The organism is Kordiimonas lacus (assembly GCF_001550055.1).
Lineage (GTDB): Bacteria > Pseudomonadota > Alphaproteobacteria > Sphingomonadales > Kordiimonadaceae > Kordiimonas > Kordiimonas lacus.
Window position 1 is genome coordinate 336905 of sequence record NZ_LRUA01000006.1, and the last position, 20991, is coordinate 357895.

A 20991-nucleotide genomic window follows, 5' to 3' on the forward strand; every position below is an offset into this window, starting at 1 on the left:
GAACGGGTCAGCGGTTATCGCTGGCCCGTTTTCTTTTGCCCCCTTTCTTTTGAATGTTTCTTTCCTTGCGATTTTGTTGCACTGCGGTAATGTGCAACCCGTTCATGTTGCGCAGCAGCAAGGAAGGCACTTTGGAACTCATTCTGACGCATCTCCTGCCTCTTATTGGCGCTGGCCTTGTCGCCGGTTTTCTGGCCGGCTTGCTGGGTATTGGCGGCGGAATCGTCACTATTCCTGTGCTGGTTCTGGTGTACCGGAAAGTTGGCATGCCCGAAGCCTGGCTGATGCATATTGCCATCGCCTCCTCGTTGACCGCTATCATCGCAACCAATACATCCAGCGTGTTTGCGCACCACCGGAAGCAGGGGGTCGATTGGTCGATCGTCAAGGGCTGGTGGTTTGTTGTGGCTCTTGGCGCCGTGCTTGGAAGTTTCTTCGCCAAGGGGCTCAAGACAGCTGAACTGGTATATTTTTTCGCGACGCTTGCAAGCCTGGTGGCCATCAAGATGATGTTGCCCTTTGACCGCTGGAAGCTTGGCAGCGAGCTGCCAAGCAGCAAGGCCCGCTTTGTGGCCCCCGGACTGATCGGCTTTTTCTCTGCCATTATGGGCATCGGGGGCGGCAGTTTTTCAGTTCCCTACATGACGCTCTATTCCGTTCCAATCCACAAAGCTGTTGGCACCGCATCCCTTATCGGGCTTGTTGTCAGCGTTTCAGCCGGTATTGGCTATCTGATTGGCGGTTGGGGAATTACAGGGCTGCCTTCAGGGATGGCGGGCTTCATTCACTTGCCGTCGGCCTTTACGGTTGCGATCGCGGCTGTTCTGATGGCCCCGGTTGGTGCTAAAGTAGCCCACATGCTGCCCAGAACTGTGCTCAGTATCGTATTTGGTATCTTCTTGGTCGTTGCGACCATCAAGCTCGTGAGTGGCATATAAGCCGCCACCGGAATTTGAGGGACAGGTTACATGTCTAATGAGGACTTAAAACTCGCTGCTATGTTCGAGCCCGCCACGGATGACGCCTGGCGGCAGCTTGTAGACAGGGCGCTGGGCGGGCGCGACTTTGATAAGGCCATGACGGCTGAAACCTATGACGGTATTCGCCTGCAGGGACTGTATTCGCAGGCGAATGCAGACCTTTCTGGCCGCCCCCAAGCCCGCGACGGCATGTGGGGGACGATTGTCCCGCACTGGAACCCGGATGTGGCGGCAACCAATGCGGCCATCCTTGAAGACCTTGGGCGCGGCGCGACGGGGCTTGCCTTAAGGCTGCAGGCCGGCCGTTTCCCGGGTATTCCGGCGGAAAAGCTTTCAGAGGCGCTCGACGGCGTTTATCTGAACATGGCTTCCTTCACCCTGGTGCCGGGCGAAGAGTTTTCGACGGCAGCACAGACAATGTTGTCCCTTCTTGAGGCGAGCGGCCATAAGGCGTCGGATTTCCACGGGAAACTGGGGGTCGACCCTTTGGGAACTTTGGCGCAGACCGGCCGGCTGGGCACATCCCTTGCGGGCGCGATGGCTCAGGGCTCTGAAATTGCCGGTGCTGTAGCCCGCGTATATCCGAATGTTTCAACGTTCATGGCCGACAGCGGCCCTTACCATATGGCGGGCGCCACGGAAGCTCAGGAACTGGGCATCATGATGGCCACAGGCGTTGCCTATTTGCGCGCCATGGTCGGTGGCGGCATGGATGTGGCCACGGCTGCCTCCCAGATCGCCTTCTCGATGGCGGCGGATGCTGATGTCAGCCTGACCATTGCCAAGTTCCGCGCATCCCGGCTGATGTGGGCTGCTGTGCTCAAGGAATGCGGGCTCGAGGACGCGCCCAAGATGGCGCTCAGTGGTGTCAGTTCGTTGCGGATGATGAGCGTGAAGGACCCATGGGTGAATATCCTGCGGGCCACGGCGGCTTGCTTTGGGGCAGGCATTGGCGGTGCAGATGATATCTGTATCCTGCCGCATGACAGCATGGTGGGCATGTCCAGCAGCTTTGCCCGGCGCATTGCCCGCAATGTGCAGATTATCCTGCAGGAAGAAAGCGGCCTGTCGCGCGTGCAGGACCCGGCAGCAGGGTCTTATGCTTTTGAAACCATCACTTCGGAATTGGCCTCTAAGGCGTGGGAATATTTCCAGAAAATCGAATCGGTTGGTGGCATCGAAAAAGCGCTGGCTGCGCGCGCCATCCAGGAGGATCTGGCAAATGCCTGGGCCGTGCGGCGCCAGAACCTGGCCAAGCGCAAGGATGCGATCACCGGCGTTTCCGAGTTCCCGGACATTGATGAAAAGCCCATCACCAATACAGGGCCAATGCCGCCGGAACCAACCGAGCTGGCCCCAGCAGGCGTGACAATTGAACCTCTGGCCTTCCACCGCCTGCCGGAGGATTTCGAGAAGCTTCGCGGGTTCAGTGATGCCTGTCTTGAAAAAGACGGAACACGCCCGTTGATCTATCTGGCGAATATGGGCAGCCCGGCGGACTATTCGGCGCGCACCACTTTCGCCAAGAATTTCTTCGAAGCCGGCGGCATCAAGTCCGTGTCCGGTATGGGCGGTACAGACGTTGCCGCTATTGTCGATGAATTCAAGGCGTCAGGCGCTAAACTGGCGGTGCTGTGCTCCAGTGACGATCAATATGGCGGTCTGGGGCAGGATGTGGCTGCCTGCCTCAAGAAAGCTGGCGCCTATGTCTATCTGGCGGGCCGCCCGCTGAACGCTGATGACCTGAAAAAGGCTGGCGTGGACGAGTTTATCTATATGGGCTGCGACTTACTTGAAGTGCTGGCGCAGGCCCATGTTACCGCGGGAGCAAGCGCATGACCCGGATTCCTGATTTCAGCAATATCGCCTTCAGTGCCCCGGCTACGTCGCCTGAGGCCTCCTCTGATCCCTGGCTGTCACCCGAAGGCATCCCGGTGAAACCGGTTTACGGCGAAGAAGACCTGCAGGGCCTTGATTTCCTTGATACACGGCCGGGGATGGCGCCCTTCCTGCGCGGTCCATACCCAACCATGTATGTGCAGCGGCCCTGGACCATCCGGCAATATGCGGGCTTCTCGACGGCTGAAGACAGCAACGCCTTCTATCGCCGCAACCTGGCTGCTGGCCAAAAGGGCCTCTCGGTCGCGTTCGACCTGGCGACCCACCGCGGGTATGACAGCGACCATCCGCGCGTCGTGGGCGATGTGGGCATGGCTGGTGTGGCGATCGACAGCATTTATGATATGCGGACGCTCTTTAGCGGCATTCCGCTGGACCAGATGTCGGTGTCCATGACCATGAACGGCGCAGTTCTGCCGATCCTCGCGCTCTATATCGTGGCAGCGGAAGAGCAGGGCGTAAGCCCGGAGAAGCTTTCCGGCACTATCCAGAATGACATCCTGAAGGAATTCATGGTGCGGAATACCTATATCTTCCCGCCAACGCCTTCGATGCGGATCATTTCGGATATCTTCGCCTACACGTCTGAGAATATGCCCAAGTTCAACTCCATCTCCATTTCCGGCTATCACATGCAGGAAGCAGGCGCGACGGCAGACCTTGAGCTTGCCTATACGCTGGCGGACGGGGTGGAATATATTCGTGCTGGTGTCGCCACCGGGCTGGATGTGGACGCGTTCGCGCCGCGCCTCAGCTTCTTCTGGGCCATCGGCATGAACTATTTCATGGAAGTGGCCAAAATGCGCGCAGCCCGCATGCTGTGGGCCAAGCTTGTGAAGGGTTTCAACCCGAAGAACGCCAAATCGCTGTCGCTCCGGACCCATTGCCAGACCTCTGGTTGGTCGCTGACGGCGCAGGATGTGTTCAATAACGTCTCCCGAACGTGCGTGGAAGCCATGGCGGCAGCCCACGGCCATACCCAAAGCCTGCACACCAATGCGCTGGATGAGGCGCTGGCGCTGCCGACAGACTTTTCGGCGCGGATCGCGCGCAACACCCAGCTGTTCATTCAGCAGGAAACCGGCACCAACCGCCTTATCGACCCCTGGGGCGGCAGCTATTATGTCGAGCGTCTGACCGCAGACCTGGCGGCCAAAGCCTGGGCCCATATCCAGGAAGTGGAAGCTGAGGGCGGTATGGCCAAGGCGATTGAGGCCGGGATACCGAAGCTGCGCATTGAGGATGCCGCCGCCCGCACGCAGGCGCGGATCGACAGCGGCCGCCAGACCGTGGTGGGTGTCAACAAATACCGGCTGGATGAGGTCGAGGAAGTTGATGTCCTGAAGGTGGACAACAGCGCCGTACGGGCCGCCCAGCTTGATAAACTTGCGCGCCTCAAGGCCGAACGCGATGACGCTGACGTGGCCCGGACGCTTGAAGCCTTGACCAAGGCAGCCGATACAGGCGAGGGTAACTTGCTGGCGCTTGCTGTGGATGCGGCGCGTGTGAAGGCAACCGTGGGCGAAATCACCATGGCGCTTGAGAAGGTTTACGGGCGTCACAAGGCGGAAATCAAGGCTGTGACAGGCGTTTACAAGGCAGAAGTTGGCAAGAACAACCCGGCGGTGAAGAAAGTTCACGCGCTTGTGGATGCGTTTGAAGCCAACGATGGCCGCCGCCCGCGTATCCTTGTTGCCAAAATGGGCCAGGACGGCCATGACCGCGGCCAGAAGGTGATTGCTTCGGCTTTTGCTGACCTGGGCTTTGACGTGGATATCGGCCCGCTGTTCCAGACACCGGAAGAAGCCGCGCGGCAGGCGGTTGAGAATGACGTGCATATCATCGGCGCGTCCTCGCTGGCGGCTGGCCATCTGACGCTTGTGCCGTCCCTGAAGGAAGAGCTGGCCAAGCTTGGCCGGGAAGACATCATGATTGTGGCTGGCGGTGTGATCCCGCCGCAGGATTATGATGCACTTTATAAGGCCGGTGCAGAAGCCATCTTCCCGCCCGGCACCGTGATTGCCGAAGCGGCTGGTGAGCTGATTGAAAAACTAAATGCCCGCCTTGGGTATGCAGAAGCGGCTGAATAGGGGGCTTTGTGGCGGCGACCGTTCATCAACCCACTGTGGATGAGCTCTATGAGGGGGTCAGGAGCGGTAATCGCGCCCTGATTGGCCGGGCCATTACCCTGATCGAAAGCCGCAACCTGAAGCATCAGGACAAAGCGCAACTGCTGCTGGAAAAACTGCTGCCGCACGCCGGCGGCGCCCAGCGCGTGGGGATTTCCGGTGTGCCGGGCGTTGGCAAGTCCACCTTCATTGAAGGCCTGGGCAGTTGGTTGATTGACCAGCAGAAGAAACGCGTGGCTGTGCTGGCGGTTGACCCATCAAGCGGGCGCACGGGGGGCTCCATTCTGGGCGACAAGACGCGTATGGAAAAGCTTTCCGCCAACAAGGATGCCTTCATCCGGCCAAGCCCCAGCGCAGGCGTGCTGGGCGGTGTGGCGCGCGCCACGCGGGAGACGATCATCGTCCTTGAAGCCGCAGGATTTGACGTGGTGCTGGTGGAAACGGTGGGTACGGGCCAGTCGGAAACCATGGTCAGCGACATGGTGGACTTCTTTCTGGTGCTGATGCTGCCCGGCGCAGGGGACGAACTTCAGGGCATCAAGAAGGGCATTCTTGAGCTGGCCGACATGGTGGCCGTCAACAAGGCCGATATCTTTGAGAAGAAGATCAAGCAGGCCGTGCGGGAATATAAGTCCGCGCTGCATATCATGACGGACGCCAGCCCCAACTGGCACCCGCCGGTGATCACCGTATCCGGCCTGACAGGCGACGGCGTGCCGGACCTGTGGGAACGCATTGAAAAGCACGCGCGCATCATGTCTGAGAATGGCGAACGGGCGGCCCGGCGCAATGAACAGCGGGTTTCATGGCTCAAGAGCCAGATCGCAGACCGCTTGCTGGCGGACTTTCACAGTGACACAGCAGTGCATCAGGCCTTCGGCCCAATGTTGGAGGATGTACGTAATGGCAAAAAGCCCGTGTCATCCGCCGTTTCTGACCTACTTAAGCTGTATCATTCAAAAGGATATCGGGGTTTGTGAAGGCAAGCTCTGGCGCGACAGGAGGAAAGCATGTCCAAACCCGTATTGATCAGTATTCCCGTCTCAAACCTTGGCCGGTCTGTGCAGATGCTTCTGGAAGAGAAGGGCGTCGACTATGAGTTTGAGACCGCGAGCCCACATTCAGACGCAGTGAACGCGGTTCATCCGCTTGGCAAGGTTCCGGCACTCCGGCATGGTGAGCTGACGCTTTGCGAATCAGAGGCCATGGCGCGCTATATCGATAAGGTCTTCGACGGCCCTAAGTTCTTCCCGGAAGACCCGACCTTGTGCGCGAAGGTGGACCAATGGGTGTCGCTGCATAACACCGCATTCGATACGTCGATGATCCGGCAGTATGTGCTGGGCTATGTGCTGCCGAAAATGGCAGGCAAGGAACCCAACCGCGAGCAGATCGATGCGTCATTGCCAATAGTGAAGAAGCATCTGGCAGTGCTTGAAAGCGCGCTTGAAGGCGGCTTCCTGGTTGGGGACAGCCTGACCTACGCGGACCTGGCCAACTTCCCGACGCTGGCTTATCTGCCGGATTTCCCGGAAAGTGCGGAAATGCTCAAGGAATTTCCAAACGTGGTGGCCTATATTGACGCCATAGGCGCACGGGAGAGCGCGAAGAAGACACAGCCGCGGCGCGGCTGATCGGCCACGAAAAAGGGCGCCTGCGGGCGCCCTGATGACTTCTGGCAATGAGCCCGCTTAAGAGCGTTCGATACCCGCCCAGTCATAGAAGTTGATGCGCTCTGCGTGTGTATCGCTCTCGGGCGATGCCAGTTCCACAAACAGCGGTGCGATCTGCTCTGGCTTCGGCAGCGTTTCCGGGTCTTCTCCCGGAACAGCCTTGGCCCGCATGCTGGTGCGGATAGGGCCCGGATTGACCATATTTACCTTCACGCCGGTAATGCGCGATTCGGCAGCATATGTCATGACAAGCTCTTCGAGCGCCGCCTTGGTGACGGCGTAGCCGCCCCAGTGGGCGTAATGGCCGCCAGCGGCGCCGCTGGTAACAAACACCGCGCGACCGGTCTTCGAGAGCTTCAGAAGCGGGTCCAAAGAGCGGATCAGGCGCCAGTTAGCAGTGACGTTGATGTCCATCAGCTCAGCCCAGTCCTTTGGCGTGATGTGGCCAAGCGGCGAGATGGGACCAAGGATACCGGCGTTGCCCACCAGAATATCCAGTTTGCCCCAGCGCTCATAGATGGAAGCACCCAGACGGTCGATCGCATCAAAATCGCGGAGATCAATGGGAACAAGCGTACATTTACCGCCGATTTCCTTGATCTTGTCGTCCAGCTCTTCAAGCGCGCCTTGGGAGCGCGGGCGGGCGAGGGCGATGATGTCAGCGCCGGCTTCCGCCATGGCGATAGCAACCGCGCGACCGATCCCGCGCGAAGCGCCTGTGATCAGCGCCAGGCGTCCGTCCAGTGGTTTTGTCATGAACTAGGCTCCTGAACCCGTCGACGCGATGCTCGAGAGCTGGCTGTCGTCCTTTTCCGCTTCCGACTGGTCGGTCAGGAAGGTTGGATAGTCGCCAGTGAAGCAAGCATCACAGTAAGCGGGGCATTTGTTGTCGCGGCCTTTCGGCTGGTTTACAGCGCGGTACAGACCGTCGATGGAAAGGAAGGAAAGCGAATCCGCCTTGATGTGGTTGCGCATGGCTTCCACGTCCATCTGCGCCGCCAAGAGCTTCTTCCGCTCCGGCGTATCAACGCCGTAGAAGCAGCTGTGTGCGGTTGGCGGGGAGGCAATCCGCATATGGACTTCGGTGGCACCGGCTTCGCGCATCATGTTGACGATTTTCATCGACGTGGTGCCGCGAACGATACTGTCGTCCACAAGGATGATGCGCTTGCCCGCAATGTGCCAGCGGTTGGCGTTATGCTTCAGCTTCACGCCGAAGTGGCGGATCTGGTCTGATGGCTCGATGAAGGTCCGACCCACATAGTGGTTACGAATGATGCCAAGCTCAAACGGGATGCCGCTTTCCTGTGCATAGCCAATGGCAGCAGGAGTGCCGCTGTCCGGTACCGGGATAACCAGGTCTGCGTCCACGCCGTTTTCGCGTGCCAGTTCTGCACCGATGCGCTTGCGAACTTCATAGACGCTCATGTTGTCCATGTAGCTGTCCGGGCGCGCGAAATAGACATGTTCGAAAATGCACGGGCGAGCTTTTTCTTCCGGGAAAGGCTTGTGGCTCTTGATGCCGTCTTCGGTGATGATCACCATCTCGCCGGCTTCAATGTCGCGGATATATTCCGCGCCAATGATATCAAGCGCACAGGTTTCGGAACAAAGGATATAAGCGTCATCCAGGCGTCCCAGCACCAGCGGGCGAACGCCCAGCGGGTCACGGATGCCGATCAGGCCTTCCTTGGTCAGCGACACCAGCGAGTAGGCACCTTCCATCTGGCGCAGCGCATCGATGAAGCGGTCCATCAGGGTACGGAAACGGCTTGTGGCGATCAGGTGGATGATCACTTCCGAGTCAGACGTGGACTGGAAGATCGACCCGCGTTGAACCAGCGATTTCCGCAGGTGTGTCGCGTTGGTGATATTGCCGTTGTGCGCAACAGCAAAGCCGCCCGATGCGAATTCAGCAAAGAGCGGCTGGCAGTTCCTCAGAACGGTGTCACCTGTGGTCGAATAACGGGTATGGCCGATGGCGGCGTCGCCGGGCAGGCTGTCGATGACATCCTGGCTGGTGAAATTGTCTGCCACATGGCCGAGAACACGTTTGGTGAAGAAGTTTTCACCGTCGAATGCCGTGATGCCGGCGGCTTCCTGGCCGCGGTGCTGTAGGGCATGAAGACCAAGGGCGCAGTGGGCGCTGGCGTCCGAGGTGCCGAAAATCCCGAAAACACCGCATTCTTCGTGCAGTTTGTCATCGTCAAAAGGATTGGTGGTGAGTGGGGCTTGCTCAAAAGACATTACTTGGTCCTGGTTAATGGGGCTAATGGTGTCTTGTTGCACGCACCATATATCGCCTCACGGGGCTGCTGCCTAGTCAAAAACCAAATTTACAGAAATATTGCGCTTAAATGAAGGGATGGCACAGCTTGCGCGCGCATCAGCGCCCGCCATCATCCTTTTTCTTGGTTTCTACGGCGTCTTCAAAAAGCTCATTCAGGTTTTTGCGCTGTTCTTCTTTATATTTTGCTGCCTGCTCTTCAAAAATCTCAGCGCCAAACTGGTTTGGGAATTTGGAGGCGGCTTCTTTCATCAGGTTGTTACCAGCTTCGGCAGGGTCCTTGCCAAGCACGTCTGCGGCGAAGCCTTCAAGCATCTCTGCGCTCCAGGCCACGAGCGGCCGAAGCTGGGCATTCTTGACCCATTCCTGTTCATCGTCTGACGGATAGAGCTTGGAGAAGCCCAGATAAATGACCGACACAATCACCAGACCCCGTAACAGCCCAAACAAGGCGCCAAGGGATCGGTCCAACAGGCCGACAGGGCTGTCCTTGATGGTTTTGCCGATGAATTCAGCCAGTTGTTTCAGCACAAACAGGGTTACAAAAAACAGGACCGCCAGTGTGATCAGGTCAGCCAGTTCTGCCGGGCTGATCAGGTCGCGGCCATACGGCTTTGCCAGCGTGAAGCCGAACACAGTCGCCATCAGCGCGCCTGCCCAGGCGCCAAAGGAAAGGGCCACGGTGGCGAAGCCCCGGCCAAAGGCCATCAGGGTTGAAAGCCCGATGATAACCAGTACGCCAACGTCAAAAGCTGTGAGTGTGCTGGGTTCGATGTCCAAAATCCGGTTTCCTTCAAGTTCTCAAGTTCTTGCGAGGTCGTACCATGTGGCCGAAACCTCGGCTTTTCGCCCGACACTATATATTGTGTGCGGGCCGGTCTCCTTAAACCCCAGTTTTTCAACTACCCGCTTCGACGCCGGGTTGTCATCGAAAACACTAACGATGATTTTGTCTATTGGCCAGTGGTCAAAAGCAAAGTCACAGACAGCTTTTGCCGCTTCTGTGGCATAACCGTTGCCCCAGGCCTTACGGGCAAACCAATAGCCAAGCTCGACCTGCTTCTTGTCTTTGTCCCAGTGGTGCGCACCAGCCAGACCAACAAGTCCGGATGGGGCAATCACCGCGGCAATATAAGACGCTTTCTTTTCCCATTCATCCTGGACCAGGCCGATAAAATCACGGGCCATCTCAAGGGTGTAGGGGTAGGGCACGACCTGCAGCATCCTGACCACGTCAGAATCGTCAAGTGCTTGCTGAATTGCCTCTGCGTCATCCTTTGCAGGAAACCGGAGGGTCAGTCTGTCAGTTTTCAGTTCCATGTCGAGCCTAGCCTAAGCCGCCATCTGGGTAGAAATGTGTCACAAGGTCATTCACATGATTGATTGTCTGCTGGCGGATGGCCTTGGGGCCAGCCTTCTTGGCCTTGGGCATCATGGCATTCGCGAAGCCAAGCTTGGCCGATTCCTTCAGGCGCCCCTCACTTTGCGATACCGGGCGAATGTCGCCTGACAGGCTGATTTCGCCAAACACCACGGTTTCGTCTGGCAGCGGTACCTGCGACAGGCTGGAGATCAGCGCGGCAGCTACAGCGAGGTCCGCGGCCGGTTCAGAGATTTTAAGCCCGCCCGCAACATTGAGATATACATCGCAGCCAGCAAGGCCGAGGCCTGCACGAGCGTCCAGGACCGCCAGCACCATGGCAAGCCGCCCGCTGTCCCAGCCCACCACAGCACGGCGCGGGTTGGCGGCGCTTGAGCGCGCCACCAGCGCCTGGATTTCCACCAGCACGGGGCGGGAGCCTTCGATGCCTGCGAACACGCAGTTGCCAGGCTCACGGCTGTTGTGGTCCGCCAGGAACAGGGCGGAGGGGTTCGTGACTTCATTCAGGCCCATGCCTGTCATCTCGAACACGCCGATCTCGTCCGTACCGCCGAAACGGTTCTTCACCGCACGCAGGATGCGGAACTGATGGCCGCGATCACCTTCGAAATAGAGGACTGTATCAACCATATGCTCGAGAACGCGCGGCCCGGCGATCTGGCCGTCCTTTGTGACATGGCCAACCAGCAGCACCACCGTGCCCTTACGCTTGGCAAAGCTGATCAATTCATGGGCACAAACACGAACCTGGCTGACGGTGCCGGGCGCGCTTTCCACATGGTCGGCGAACAGGGTCTGGATACTGTCGATCACCACCACCTTGGGCGGGGTGCCTTCATCCAACGTTGTCAGGATATCACGCAGGCTTGTTTCGCAGCCCAGCTTCAGCGGCGCGCCGGAAAGACCCAGACGGTTCGCCCGCATCTGCACCTGTGCGGTCGCTTCCTCGCCAGAGATATAGACACAGTCTTGACCCTTGAGGGCCAGCTGCCCCATGGCCTGCAGCAGAAGCGTGGATTTACCGATACCCGGGTCACCACCAATCAGGACAGCGCTGCCCGCCACCATGCCGCCGCCCAGCGCCCGGTCAAGTTCCGCAATGCCGGTCAAGAGCCGTGGCTGTTCCTTGAGGGGCGTATCAAGCGAAACCAGATCAATCCGGCGCCCTTTCTTGCCGCTCAGGCCCTTGGGCGCGCCGGATGTGGTACCGCCCTTCGATTCCTCAATCGAGTTCCACTCACCACATTCATCGCACTTGCCCTGCCAGCGGCGGTACACGGCGCCGCAGTCGCGGCAGTTATATGAAAGTTGCGCTTTTGCCATGTCAGAGCTTCAGAAGTTCCATTTCAATTGGCCCCTGGGCGCGGCCATGGATGAACTGGTCCACATGGTCGTTACCCGAACTGTCGATCTCGTCCTTGGCGCCGTCCCAGATGATCTTGCCGTGATAAAGCATGGCAATGCGGTCCGCGATCTTGCGTGCACTGGCCATATCGTGGGTGATTGACAGCGTCGTGGCACCCAGGTCTTTCACACATTCGACGATCAGGTCATTGATCACATCCGCCATGATGGGATCGAGGCCCGTGGTTGGTTCATCGAAAAAGATGATTTCGGGTTCGGTTGCGATGGCACGGGCCAGGCCCACACGCTTCTGCATGCCGCCAGACAGTTCGGCCGGTGAAAGGTTCCCGACATCGGCGCCCAGGCCAACACGGCGGAGCTTTTCAATCGCGATTTCCTGCGCGTCCTTGCGGTTCATGCCCTTGCCCTGGATCAGGCCGAAGGCGACATTTTCCCAAACAGGCAGGCTGTCAAAAAGGGCAGCCCCCTGGAACAGCATGCCGAATTTGGCCAGGGTTTTCTTGCGCGCGCGGCTGGAGAATTTGGTGACATCCTCGCCGTCCACGAAAATCTCGCCCTGGTCAGGGTTCAGGATGCCCAGGATGCATTTGAGCATAACGGATTTGCCGGTGCCGGACCCGCCAATGATCACGACCGACTGGCCTTTGGGTACTTCAAGGTCAATGCCCTGCAATACCTTTTTCGGGCCGAAGCCCTTATGAACGTCTTTCAGCTGGATCTTCAGGTCAGTGCTCATGCGCCGCGCCCCCCAAATACGATCACGGTGATGATCAGGTTCGCCAGCAGGATGGCGATGAAGGCAGATACCACGGCATTGGTGGTGGCTTTGCCCACGCCCTGGGCGCCCCCGCGGCTGTTATAGCCGTGGTAGCTGCCCATCAGCGCGATGAAGAAGCCGAACACTGAAGCCTTGACGAGTGACGAGATCACGTCGGCCCGCTCAAGGAAATCAACCGTCACCTGCAGGTAGGTGCCTTCATTGAGGCCCAGGCGGCCTGTGCCGATCAGGTAGCCGCCCAGCACGCCGATGATATTGGCGATGATGACCAGAAGGGGCAGGGTGATGACTGCCGCTATCAGGCGCGGGGCCACCAGATATTTGAACGGGTCGGTCGACAGGGTCACAAGCGCGTCGATCTGTTCAGTCACGCGCATGGTGCCAAGCTCTGCAGCCATGGCCGAGGAGACACGACCCGCGACCATCAGCCCGCCAAGCACGGGGCCCAGTTCGCGCACGATGGCAATCACCACCACGCCGGGTACAACGGATGCCGCGTTGAAGCGGCTGCCGCCCACATAAATCTGCTGGGCCAGGGCCGCGCCGGTAAAAAGTGCGGTGAGGCCAACAACGGGCAGGCTGTTATAGCCGATAAGCCACATTTGCTTCAGCACATGTCGCCAATATACGGGCGGCATGAAGATGCTGCTGATGGCGGTTGCCGAAAATTTGGAAAGCCGACCGATTTCAGCCAGGCTTGCCAGAACGACCTGGCCAATGATCGCAAGCGGATTGCGCACAGACGCTCCCTTTGTTGCCTTTATGTTCTCAAACTGTCAGATGGATGTGTAGCGCCCTCTGATAGAAATGAAAAGTGGCGATTTCAGGATGTCGGAATTTTGATCAGTCTGTCTACTTGCCCTTGAAGGCCGCCTCGCGCTTCTGGATGAAGGCCATTACGCCCTCAACACAGTCTTCGGTGCGGCCTGCGACGCGCTGAGCCGTAGCTTCAGCAGCCAACTGACCCTGATAATCGTTGGTCAGCGACTGCGCCAGAAGATGCCGGATGGAACCCAGGGCCACGGTTGGGCCGCTGGCCAGCTTGGTGGCGAGTTTGGTTGCCGTGTCCAGTAGCGCGTCGTCTTCAACCACATCATAGACAAGGCCCCAATCAAGGGCTTTGTCCGCCGGCACCTTTTCCCCAAGCATCATCATGGAACGGGCCCGGTTCAGGCCGACAAGGCGCGGCAGCAGGAAGGTGCTGCCAGCGTCCGGCACGAGGCCGATGTTGACGAAGGCCTGCAGGAAATAGGCGGACTTGGCCGCGATGACGATGTCGGCGGAAATCGCAATGCTCATGCCTGCGCCGGCGGCAACGCCGTTCACCGCGCTGACAACGGGGATACGCAAGTTGGCGAGTTCTGTCAGGAACGGATGGTAGGTGTCCGTCAGGCTCGCGCCCATGTCGCGGTCTTCATTGCCGCCTTCGGCCAGGTCGGCACCGGCACAAAAACCGCGGCCTGCACCGGTAATCAGCAGCGCACGGGCTTCGCTGTCTTGACGGTTGAGAGACCTGAGGGCTAGCAGAAATTCTGATTTCAGCTTGGCGCTGAGCGCATTCAGCCGGTCAGGCCGGTTGAAAGTGATGGTCGCCAGACCATCGTTGATGCTGAAGTCGATTGTTTCAAATCTGGGCATGCCGGCCTCCGCTTATTGTCCCTGAAAAGAAGACTTAGCGCAGGCCGGGAGAATGGCAACCGCAATTAGCGGCTGCTTTTGACGTTAACGGGACGGGCGAGGAAAGCCGGTACGTGCGGGCCCATGCCCACAAACGGCTTTTTCGGCATATCGTCCGCCGCAACCTTCGGCTTTGGTGGTTCCAGATCGATCTTTGCGGTGCGCGGGAGCTTCTGGCCGATCATTTTTTCAATGGCGTCGACAAACTTGGTGTCGGTCTTGCCCGGCGTGGTCAGCGTGAAGGCCTTGCCCTTACGGCCCGCGCGGCCTGTCCGGCCAATACGGTGCACATAATCTTCCGCGTGGCTTGGCACATCGAAGTTGAACACATGGCTGACGTCTGCGATGTCGAGGCCACGGGCGGCCACATCAGAGGCGCACATCAGCTGCAGTTCGTTGGCTTTGAACTGGCGCAGCACTTCAAGGCGTTCGGATTGCTCCATATCGCCGTGCAACTGGCCCACATTGAAGCCGTGACGGGCGAGGCTGTTATAAACCTCTTTCACGTCCTTCTTGCGGTTGCAGAAGATGATGCCGTTCTTGATATTTTCATCACGCAGCAGTTTCCGAAGCGCCTTGCGCTTGTCGCGTACTGGAACGGTTACCAGAAGCTGTTCGATGGTTGTCGCCGTCATGGACTTGCGCTCAACGGTGATCATCTTCGGGTCGTCGAGGAAACGCTTTGTCAGCTTTTCAATAACCGGCGGCATGGTGGCCGAGAAGAAAAGCGTCTGGTGCTTGCCTGTGATGCACTCACAGATTTTCTCAACGTCCGGGATAAAGCCCATATCCAGCATGCGGTCGGCTTCATCGACCACGAGGATATCGATGCCAGTCAGCAGCAGCTTGCCCCGGCTGAAATGGTCGAGAAGACGGCCCGGCGTTGCAATCAGTACGTCCACGCCGCGGTCCAGCCGCTTTTCCTGATCGGCAAAGTTCACGCCACCAATCAGCAGTGCCATGGTCAGCTTGTGTTCCTTGCCGTATTTTTCGAAGCTTTCAGAAACCTGGGCCGCGAGCTCGCGGGTTGGCTCCAGGATCAGGCAGCGCGGCATGCGGGCGCGGGCCCGGCCTTCCGACAGGATATCGATCAGCGGCAGCGTAAAGCTTGCCGTTTTACCAGTGCCTGTCTGGGCGATGCCGAGAACGTCGCGGCCCATCAATACTTGGGGAATGGCTTGGGCCTGAATAGGCGTGGGCTCGGTGTAACCGGCCTCGTTCACAGCCTTCATTGTTGGTTCACTCAGTCCTAAAAGGTCGAAACCCATGCGTGTCCTATCCAATTGCTTCAAACTTAATTTCGGCGCAGCATAGGTTCGCGTGCGTCAATGTCAATGTAGGAAACAGGAAAATGCCGCCGAAAACAGATGCATTAATCCTTTTACCGGCGCTTTTATGTGACAGTCGGCTCTATCAGCATGTGGTGGACGCGCTGGCGCTGGAAGTCCCGACAATTGTGCCGGAGGTTTGGCATGCCAATAACCTGGCGGAACTGGCGAATTCATTGCTTGAAACCTTGCCTGCGCGGTTTGCCCTGGCAGGCAATTCAATGGGCGGCTATCTGGCGCTTGAAATGGTGCGGCAGGCGCCCGAGAGGGTGACCCACCTTGCGCTGATTGGAACCAACGCCCATGCAGACCCTGCCGCCGCACGGGAGAAGCGGGAGCAAGCCATTAGGCTGGCGAGGGCAGGAAAGTTTGAGACCTTCTTCGACGGCTATTTCGAAGCAGCGCTTTACGACGGAAATCGGCCAAATTGCGGACCGGTGCTGCGCCAAATGGCGCGAGACCTTGGGCCGGAGGCGCTGATCAACGGGCAGACAGCAATCATGGCGCGGCGCAGCAGTGAGGATATCCTCGAGGCAATTTCTGTGCCTTCAATGGTGATTTGCGGGCGCGAAGACGCCTTTGCCTCGCCTGAGGCCCATCAAAGCCTTGCGGGCGCCATTCCGGGGGCCAGCTGCCATGTAATTGAAGGATGCGGTCATCTGGTGCCGCTGGAAGCGCCCCAGCAGCTGGCAGCCAGTCTGGACGCTCTGTTGGCGGTCTAGATATCCAGCTGGTCTGCAACTGAATCAGCGTTATCACGGATGAATTCGAAGCGCTTTTCCGGCTTCTTGCCCATCAGGTCATCCACCAGCCGGTTGACCACAGAGCGCTCTGCATATTCAGGCGGCAGGGTAACGCGCTGCAGGGTTCGGTTGGCGCGGGCCATGGTGGTTTCTTTCAGCTGGGCAGGGGGCATTTCACCCAGGCCCTTAAAGCGGCTGATCTCCACCTTGCCGCGGCCGGAAAACTCATTGGCCATCAATTCGTCCTTGTGGGCGTCATCGCGGGCGTAGGCCACCTTGCCAGATTGCGCCAGCCGGTAAAGCGGCGGCATGGCCAGATACAGCTGTCCGTCCTTCACAAGGCCAGGCATCTCCTGGAAGAAGAAGGTCATCAGAAGCGTTGCGATGTGGGCTCCGTCGACGTCGGCGTCACACATGATGATGACTTTTTCATACCTGAGCGCGTCGCCGTCATAATTGTCGCGCGTGCCACAGCCCAGCGCCTGGATCAGGTCGCGGATTTCCTGGTTGGCGGCGATCTTGTCGCGCGTCGCGGATGCCACATTGAGAATTTTACCGCGGATCGGCAGGATCGCCTGGGTTTTCCGGTCGCGTGCCTGTTTGGCCGAGCCGCCCGCGGAATCACCCTCCACGATGTAAATCTCAGTACCTTCGGAAGAATCGCTCGAGCAATCCGTCAACTTGCCGGGCAGGCGCAGCTTGCGCTTGCTGACTGCTGTCTTGCGGGTGATCTCCCGTTCCTGTTTGCGGCGCAGGCGCTCTTCAAGGCGGTCCAGTGCCCAGGTGAGCAGGCTGCCAGCCCGCTCTGGGTGGTCTGCCAGCCAATGGTCAAATGCGTCGCGGACGGCGTTCTCCGTCAGGCGGAAGGCGTCCATTGTTGAAAGCTTGTCTTTGGTCTGGCCCTGGAATTGCGGGTCACGGATGAAAACGGACAACATGGCGCAGAAAGTGCCGCAGACGTCATCTGACGTTAGTTGCGCGGCCTTCTTGTTGTTTGTCAGTTCGCCGTAGGCTTTCAACCCACGCAGGATGGCGCTGCGCATGCCGTTTTCGTGCGTGCCGCCCTGGGGTGTCGGGATGGTGTTACAGTAGCTGTTACAGAAGCCGTCGCCAAATTCAGGCCACTGGATGGCCCATTCAACCTGGCCGGCATCATCCGGGAATTTCACAAAGCCGGAAAAGGGCTCTTCGGTGACGCAAGTGCGTTTCTTCAGCGTGTCCTTGAGGAAGTCCCCAAGGCCACCCGGGAAGTGCAGGGTGGCTTCTGTGGGTGTGTCGTCGCCTTCCTGGATCATCTCGGGCGCGCATTTGAACCGGATTTCCACGCCGCGGAACAGATAGGCTTTCGAGCGCGCCATTTTGTAAAGGCGGCTCGGTTTCAGTTGGGCCTTTTCGCCAAAAATTTCAGGATCAGGCAGGAAGGTGATGGTGGTGCCGCGCTTGTTCTGCACCGCGCCGAGGTCTTCAATATCGGACGTGGTCTTGCCGCGGGCATAGGTCTGGCGCCACATGTTGCGGTCGCGCGCGACTTCAATGGTCATCCATTCGCTGAGCGCGTTCACGACAGAAATACCGACACCGTGCAGGCCGCCGGAGGTCGCATAGGCGTCGGAACTGAACTTGCCGCCTGAGTGCAGGGTGGTGAGAATCACTTCAAGTGCAGACTTGCCGGGGTACTTTGGGTGGGGGTCTGTCGGGATACCGCGACCATTATCCGAAATGGTCAGGGAGCCGTCAGCATGCAGCGCCATCGAGATGCGACTGGCATGGCCTGCGACAGCTTCGTCCATCGAGTTATCGAGAATTTCAGCAACCAGATGATGAAGCGCGCGCTCATCCGTTCCGCCGATATACATGCCCGGGCGTTGGCGCACTGGCTCAAGCCCTTCAAGAACCTCAATATCTTTCGCGGAATAGTCAGATTTAGTCTGCTGTACTTCAAACAGGTCGCTCATAACCCCACCCTATAAACTGGTCCAGAGTACCGGCGTAAACCAGCGACAGCGCGGCGTCAAGGGATACAAGATATTGTGCTTATTTTGGCATAAATTAGAAAATATAGTGTGCAATTCCGCATTCTTCTTGTAAGTTTCAAGCTGGCTTAAAACTTATTTAAGGCCTTGAATGTACCTTTTGTGAGGTACCCGTGTGCCTTTTGGAGAGAGCGAATGGCCAGTCAAAGTCGAAAAGGCTTTTTTAATTGGATGTTTAGCCCGGCACCCACCGGAGAATCAGTTTCTGAGGTGACGATCGGGGACCGATTCCAGCATCGACACAGCCGCGCTTCCGTATGGGTAGTGGAGCGCATCAGCAAGGTGGGGGCGAGCACTTATCCCCTAGTCAGCCTGTCCCGTGAAGGGCGGCCTGACATCAAGAAGGTTGTTTCAATTGCGGTCCTGCAGGACGGCGAGGATTTCAAGCCCGCGGCCTGATGGTCGCGGTCATACAGATAGCTGCCCATAACCTCATTCCGGGGTAGGGCAGAAACTTACTTAAAATTCCGGCGATTTTGTTTGGAAGCCATGCAGCACCGATGGATGGTGCTGTAGTGGCTGTTCCCTGCGGTGAGCGTTGCGGCCGGGATGGCTAATCGAACAGTTTGTCGATGTCTTCCTGGGTCTGTGCGCTTTCGTCGGTTTTTTCTTCGACGTCTGGCTGGTCCTGCACAGTCCATTTGCCGTGGATGATCTGATTGAGCTTCATCAGCAGTTCCTGGACGGCTTCAATCCGCGTCCGGATCAACTGCTGGGCTGCTGGCGTGAAGCCACGCTCGACCACATTTGTCGCTTGCAGGCCATTCAGGGTGGACATGATCAGCTTGTCCAGTTCAGCGCAGATGCCTTCGAAAGGCGTCTTGAAGGTGGTGGGGGCGAGGTCATAGGCTTCAATCGCCAGATCCTTTGCCTGAAAGCCGCTGTCTTCGAAATGCTCGACATAGCTTTTCGGTGCCCAATCGAAGGCATCTTCCGCAAGCTCAGGCATATCCGGCACCATCTCCAGCAGCATGACAATCTCGTTGAAGTGGTTGAGATAGTCAGTGGCTAGAAATGTTTCAGGATTGATGTTGGCACTGGCAAGAAGGGGGCGAAGTGCCGTCTGTTCTTTTGTGTATTCAATTTGCATCGGATAGGCTGCCTGATTTTCCCTTGCGCGATGAAAACACGGTTTTGCTTACAACCAACCTTAAAGGCACCGGGTTGTTAAATCGTAAACAACCACAAAGCCAGAAAAATATTTGGAAAATGAAAAAGGGGGCGCATGGCCCCCTTTAACGCAACTATGGATCTATAGGCTTACGCGCTATAGTACATTTCGAACTCAACTGGGTGCGGAGCCAGCTCAAGGCGGTTCACTTCTTCCATCTTCAGTTCAATGTAGGCGCTGATCTGGTCGTCGGTGAACACGTCGCCCTTTTTGAGGAACTCGCGGTCGTTGTTGAGGGCTTCAAGCGCTTCGCGAAGCGAGCTTGCAACCGTTGGAACGCCGAGCAGTTCTTCAGCAGGCAGTGCGTACAGATCTTTGTCCATGGCGTCGCCAGGGTGGATCTTGTTCTCGATACCGTCGAGGCCAGCCATCAGCATGGCAGCGAACGCGAGGTAAGGGTTGGCCGTCGCATCAGGGAAGCGGATCTCAACGCGCTTGGCTTTCGGGCTCGTGCCGTAAGGAATACGGCAGGAAGCCGAGCGGTTGCGCGCGGAGTAGGCCAGCAGAACAGGCGCTTCGAAGCCGGGCACCAGACGCTTGTAGCTGTTGGTGGATGGGTTGGAGAAGGCGTTGATCGCTTTCGCGTGCTTGATGATGCCGCCGATATAGTAAAGCGCGGTTTCAGACAGGTCAGCATAACCGGAGCCCGCGAACAGAGGCTTACCGTCTTTCCAGATTGACTGGTGTACGTGCATGCCAGAGCCGTTGTCCTGGGCCACTGGCTTTGGCATGAAGGTCGCGGTTTTGCCGTAAGAGTGGGCAACCTGGTGAACTGCGTACTTGTAAACCTGTACGTTATCGGCCGTGTCCACGAGGGTGGAGAACATCATGCCAAGCTCGTGCTGGGAAGCGGCCACCTCGTGGTGGTGCTTGTCCATCTTCAGGCCCATTTCCTTGGCGATCTTCACCATGTCGCCACGAAGGTCGACACAGCTGTCGACTGGTGCAACAGGGAAGTAGCCGCCTTTTACTGCTGGACGGTGGCCATAGTTGCCTTCTTCGAAAGTCTTGTCGCTGTTATAGGGGCCTTCAACGTCGTCGATGGAATACATCGCGCCGCGGTAGCCGCTGTTGAATTTCACGTCGTCAAAGACGAAGAACTCAGGCTCTGGGCCGAAGAAGGCTGTGTCACCAACGCCGGAGAACTTCACATACTCTTCTGCTTTCTTGGCAGTGGAGCGTGGGTCACGGTCGTATGGCTGGCCTGTTGATGGCTCCAGAATGTCGCAAAAGACAATCGCAGTCACGTCAGCCGTGAAGGGGTCGAACGTAACGCGGGAGAGGTCAGGCTTCAGGATCATGTCGGATTCGTTGATCGCTTTCCAGCCGGAAATGGACGAACCGTCGAACATGAAGCCTTCGCTCAGCATGTCCTCGTCAACGACGTCCGCAGCCATCGTCAGATGCTGCCACTTGCCTTTAGGATCCGTAAAACGCAGATCGATCCATTCCGCGTTCTTTTCTTTGACCAGACCGAGAAAGTCTTCAACGCTCAGATCGGTATAGTTGGACATTTCCATTTTTCCCTTCGATTTAAACGACTGTAT

Annotated in this window: 20 protein-coding genes; 7 read left to right on the plus strand and 13 right to left on the minus strand. The window is 57.9% G+C overall.

The features are described 5' to 3' along the window. Window positions 1–7: 7 nt before the first annotated feature. Entirely contained in the window at window positions 8–142 is a 135-nt protein-coding gene (locus tag KORLAC_RS19175; protein WP_277620380.1) for a hypothetical protein, read from the minus strand. On the opposite strand from KORLAC_RS19175, the gene KORLAC_RS09735 reads away from it, so the two are divergent. From KORLAC_RS09735 to KORLAC_RS09755, 5 genes are read left to right on the plus strand one after another with little or no spacing between them, the layout of a single operon-like run. Continuing rightward, window positions 132–938 (plus strand): sulfite exporter TauE/SafE family protein, encoded by an 807-nt coding sequence (locus KORLAC_RS09735; protein WP_074519341.1) that lies wholly within the window; start codon window positions 132–134, stop codon window positions 936–938. The genes KORLAC_RS19175 and KORLAC_RS09735 overlap by 11 nt on opposite strands. Before the next feature lie 30 nt (window positions 939–968). Further along, window positions 969–2819, plus strand: coding sequence for a methylmalonyl-CoA mutase family protein (locus tag KORLAC_RS09740; RefSeq protein WP_074519313.1), 1851 nt, complete (start codon window positions 969–971; stop codon window positions 2817–2819). Beyond that, the gene (gene scpA / locus KORLAC_RS09745; protein WP_068305932.1) at window positions 2816–4969 is read left to right on the plus strand and encodes a methylmalonyl-CoA mutase; all 2154 of its coding nucleotides are present in this window, start codon (window positions 2816–2818) and stop codon (window positions 4967–4969) included. Before KORLAC_RS09740 ends, scpA begins: the two co-directional genes overlap by 4 nt. Window positions 4970–4977: 8 nt before the next feature. Beyond that, the gene (meaB, locus tag KORLAC_RS09750) at window positions 4978–5988 is read left to right on the plus strand and encodes a methylmalonyl Co-A mutase-associated GTPase MeaB (RefSeq protein ID WP_068305934.1); all 1011 of its coding nucleotides are present in this window, start codon (window positions 4978–4980) and stop codon (window positions 5986–5988) included. Between the two features lie 30 nt (window positions 5989–6018). Beyond that, the gene (locus tag KORLAC_RS09755) at window positions 6019–6642 is read left to right on the plus strand and encodes a glutathione S-transferase family protein (protein ID WP_068305936.1); all 624 of its coding nucleotides are present in this window, start codon (window positions 6019–6021) and stop codon (window positions 6640–6642) included. Window positions 6643–6699: 57 nt separating this feature from the next. Here the strand turns inward: KORLAC_RS09755 and KORLAC_RS09760 are convergent, their stop codons facing one another. The 9 genes from KORLAC_RS09760 to KORLAC_RS09800 all read right to left on the minus strand — a co-directional run bounded on the left by KORLAC_RS09760 (window position 6700) and on the right by KORLAC_RS09800 (window position 15437). Beyond that, window positions 6700–7437, minus strand: a complete 738-nt coding sequence (locus tag KORLAC_RS09760) for an SDR family NAD(P)-dependent oxidoreductase (RefSeq protein WP_068305937.1) — start codon at window positions 7435–7437, stop codon at window positions 6700–6702. Window positions 7438–7440: 3 nt separating this feature from the next. Next, window positions 7441–8928 carry an amidophosphoribosyltransferase gene (gene purF / locus KORLAC_RS09765; protein ID WP_068305939.1) on the minus strand — a complete coding sequence of 496 codons (1488 nt, stop codon included), beginning with the start codon at window positions 8926–8928 and terminating at the stop codon, window positions 7441–7443. A gap of 139 nt (window positions 8929–9067) precedes the next feature. After that, window positions 9068–9748, minus strand: coding sequence for a CvpA family protein (locus KORLAC_RS09770; protein WP_068305941.1), 681 nt, complete (start codon window positions 9746–9748; stop codon window positions 9068–9070). A gap of 21 nt (window positions 9749–9769) precedes the next feature. Further along, window positions 9770–10288 (minus strand): GNAT family N-acetyltransferase, encoded by a 519-nt coding sequence (locus tag KORLAC_RS09775; RefSeq protein ID WP_068305943.1) that lies wholly within the window; start codon window positions 10286–10288, stop codon window positions 9770–9772. A 7-nt stretch (window positions 10289–10295) separates the two neighbouring features. Then, window positions 10296–11672 carry a DNA repair protein RadA gene (radA, locus tag KORLAC_RS09780; protein ID WP_068305949.1) on the minus strand — a complete coding sequence of 459 codons (1377 nt, stop codon included), beginning with the start codon at window positions 11670–11672 and terminating at the stop codon, window positions 10296–10298. Between the two features lies 1 nt (window position 11673). Then, window positions 11674–12450: an ABC transporter ATP-binding protein gene (locus KORLAC_RS09785; protein ID WP_068305955.1), complete on the minus strand. Its 777-nt coding sequence runs from the start codon at window positions 12448–12450 to the stop codon at window positions 11674–11676. Further along, window positions 12447–13232 (minus strand): MlaE family ABC transporter permease, encoded by a 786-nt coding sequence (locus KORLAC_RS09790; RefSeq protein ID WP_068305960.1) that lies wholly within the window; start codon window positions 13230–13232, stop codon window positions 12447–12449. The genes KORLAC_RS09785 and KORLAC_RS09790 overlap by 4 nt, the downstream gene beginning before the upstream one ends. Window positions 13233–13344: 112 nt before the next feature. Continuing rightward, window positions 13345–14130 carry an enoyl-CoA hydratase-related protein gene (locus KORLAC_RS09795; protein ID WP_068305963.1) on the minus strand — a complete coding sequence of 262 codons (786 nt, stop codon included), beginning with the start codon at window positions 14128–14130 and terminating at the stop codon, window positions 13345–13347. 65 nt (window positions 14131–14195) lie between these two features. Further along, complete coding sequence (locus KORLAC_RS09800; protein WP_068305966.1) at window positions 14196–15437, minus strand: DEAD/DEAH box helicase; 1242 nt, start codon at window positions 15435–15437, stop codon at window positions 14196–14198. 83 nt (window positions 15438–15520) lie between these two features. Here KORLAC_RS09800 and KORLAC_RS09805 point away from each other — a divergent pair, with 83 nt between their 5' ends. After that, window positions 15521–16219 carry an alpha/beta fold hydrolase gene (locus KORLAC_RS09805; protein WP_068305968.1) on the plus strand — a complete coding sequence of 233 codons (699 nt, stop codon included), beginning with the start codon at window positions 15521–15523 and terminating at the stop codon, window positions 16217–16219. Here the strand turns inward: KORLAC_RS09805 and parE are convergent. Further along, window positions 16216–18195 carry a DNA topoisomerase IV subunit B gene (gene parE, locus KORLAC_RS09810; RefSeq protein WP_068305970.1) on the minus strand — a complete coding sequence of 660 codons (1980 nt, stop codon included), beginning with the start codon at window positions 18193–18195 and terminating at the stop codon, window positions 16216–16218. The two genes, KORLAC_RS09805 and parE, sit on opposite strands and share 4 nt — an antisense overlap. Before the next feature lie 213 nt (window positions 18196–18408). On the opposite strand from parE, the gene KORLAC_RS09815 reads away from it, so the two are divergent. Then, complete coding sequence (locus KORLAC_RS09815) at window positions 18409–18672, plus strand: hypothetical protein (RefSeq protein ID WP_068305972.1); 264 nt, start codon at window positions 18409–18411, stop codon at window positions 18670–18672. 154 nt (window positions 18673–18826) lie between these two features. Here KORLAC_RS09815 and KORLAC_RS18960 read toward each other — a convergent pair whose 3' ends face one another. Then, on the minus strand, window positions 18827–19363 hold the full coding sequence (locus KORLAC_RS18960; RefSeq protein WP_068305975.1) for a hypothetical protein: 537 nt from the start codon (window positions 19361–19363) through the stop codon (window positions 18827–18829). Window positions 19364–19533: 170 nt separating this feature from the next. Beyond that, entirely contained in the window at window positions 19534–20958 is a 1425-nt protein-coding gene (glnA, locus tag KORLAC_RS09825) for a type I glutamate--ammonia ligase (protein WP_068307105.1), read from the minus strand. Window positions 20959–20991: the final 33 nt, after the last annotated feature.

Coding starts and splice junctions, on each gene's coding strand:
- KORLAC_RS09815 (WP_068305972.1), top strand. CDS start 18,409: ATGGCCAGTCAAAGTCGAAAAGGCTTTTTTAATTGGATGTTTAGCCCG.
- KORLAC_RS09775 (WP_068305943.1), bottom strand. CDS start 10,288: ATGGAACTGAAAACTGACAGACTGACCCTCCGGTTTCCTGCAAAGGAT.
- KORLAC_RS09755 (WP_068305936.1), top strand. CDS start 6,019: ATGTCCAAACCCGTATTGATCAGTATTCCCGTCTCAAACCTTGGCCGG.
- glnA (WP_068307105.1), bottom strand. CDS start 20,958: ATGTCCAACTATACCGATCTGAGCGTTGAAGACTTTCTCGGTCTGGTC.
- KORLAC_RS19175 (WP_277620380.1), bottom strand. CDS start 142: ATGAGTTCCAAAGTGCCTTCCTTGCTGCTGCGCAACATGAACGGGTTG.
- KORLAC_RS09805 (WP_068305968.1), top strand. CDS start 15,521: ATGCCGCCGAAAACAGATGCATTAATCCTTTTACCGGCGCTTTTATGT.
- KORLAC_RS09795 (WP_068305963.1), bottom strand. CDS start 14,130: ATGCCCAGATTTGAAACAATCGACTTCAGCATCAACGATGGTCTGGCG.
- KORLAC_RS09800 (WP_068305966.1), bottom strand. CDS start 15,437: ATGGGTTTCGACCTTTTAGGACTGAGTGAACCAACAATGAAGGCTGTG.
- KORLAC_RS09785 (WP_068305955.1), bottom strand. CDS start 12,450: ATGAGCACTGACCTGAAGATCCAGCTGAAAGACGTTCATAAGGGCTTC.
- KORLAC_RS09740 (WP_074519313.1), top strand. CDS start 969: ATGTCTAATGAGGACTTAAAACTCGCTGCTATGTTCGAGCCCGCCACG.
- KORLAC_RS18960 (WP_068305975.1), bottom strand. CDS start 19,363: ATGCAAATTGAATACACAAAAGAACAGACGGCACTTCGCCCCCTTCTT.
- KORLAC_RS09760 (WP_068305937.1), bottom strand. CDS start 7,437: ATGACAAAACCACTGGACGGACGCCTGGCGCTGATCACAGGCGCTTCG.
- purF (WP_068305939.1), bottom strand. CDS start 8,928: ATGTCTTTTGAGCAAGCCCCACTCACCACCAATCCTTTTGACGATGAC.
- parE (WP_068305970.1), bottom strand. CDS start 18,195: ATGAGCGACCTGTTTGAAGTACAGCAGACTAAATCTGACTATTCCGCG.
- radA (WP_068305949.1), bottom strand. CDS start 11,672: ATGGCAAAAGCGCAACTTTCATATAACTGCCGCGACTGCGGCGCCGTG.
- scpA (WP_068305932.1), top strand. CDS start 2,816: ATGACCCGGATTCCTGATTTCAGCAATATCGCCTTCAGTGCCCCGGCT.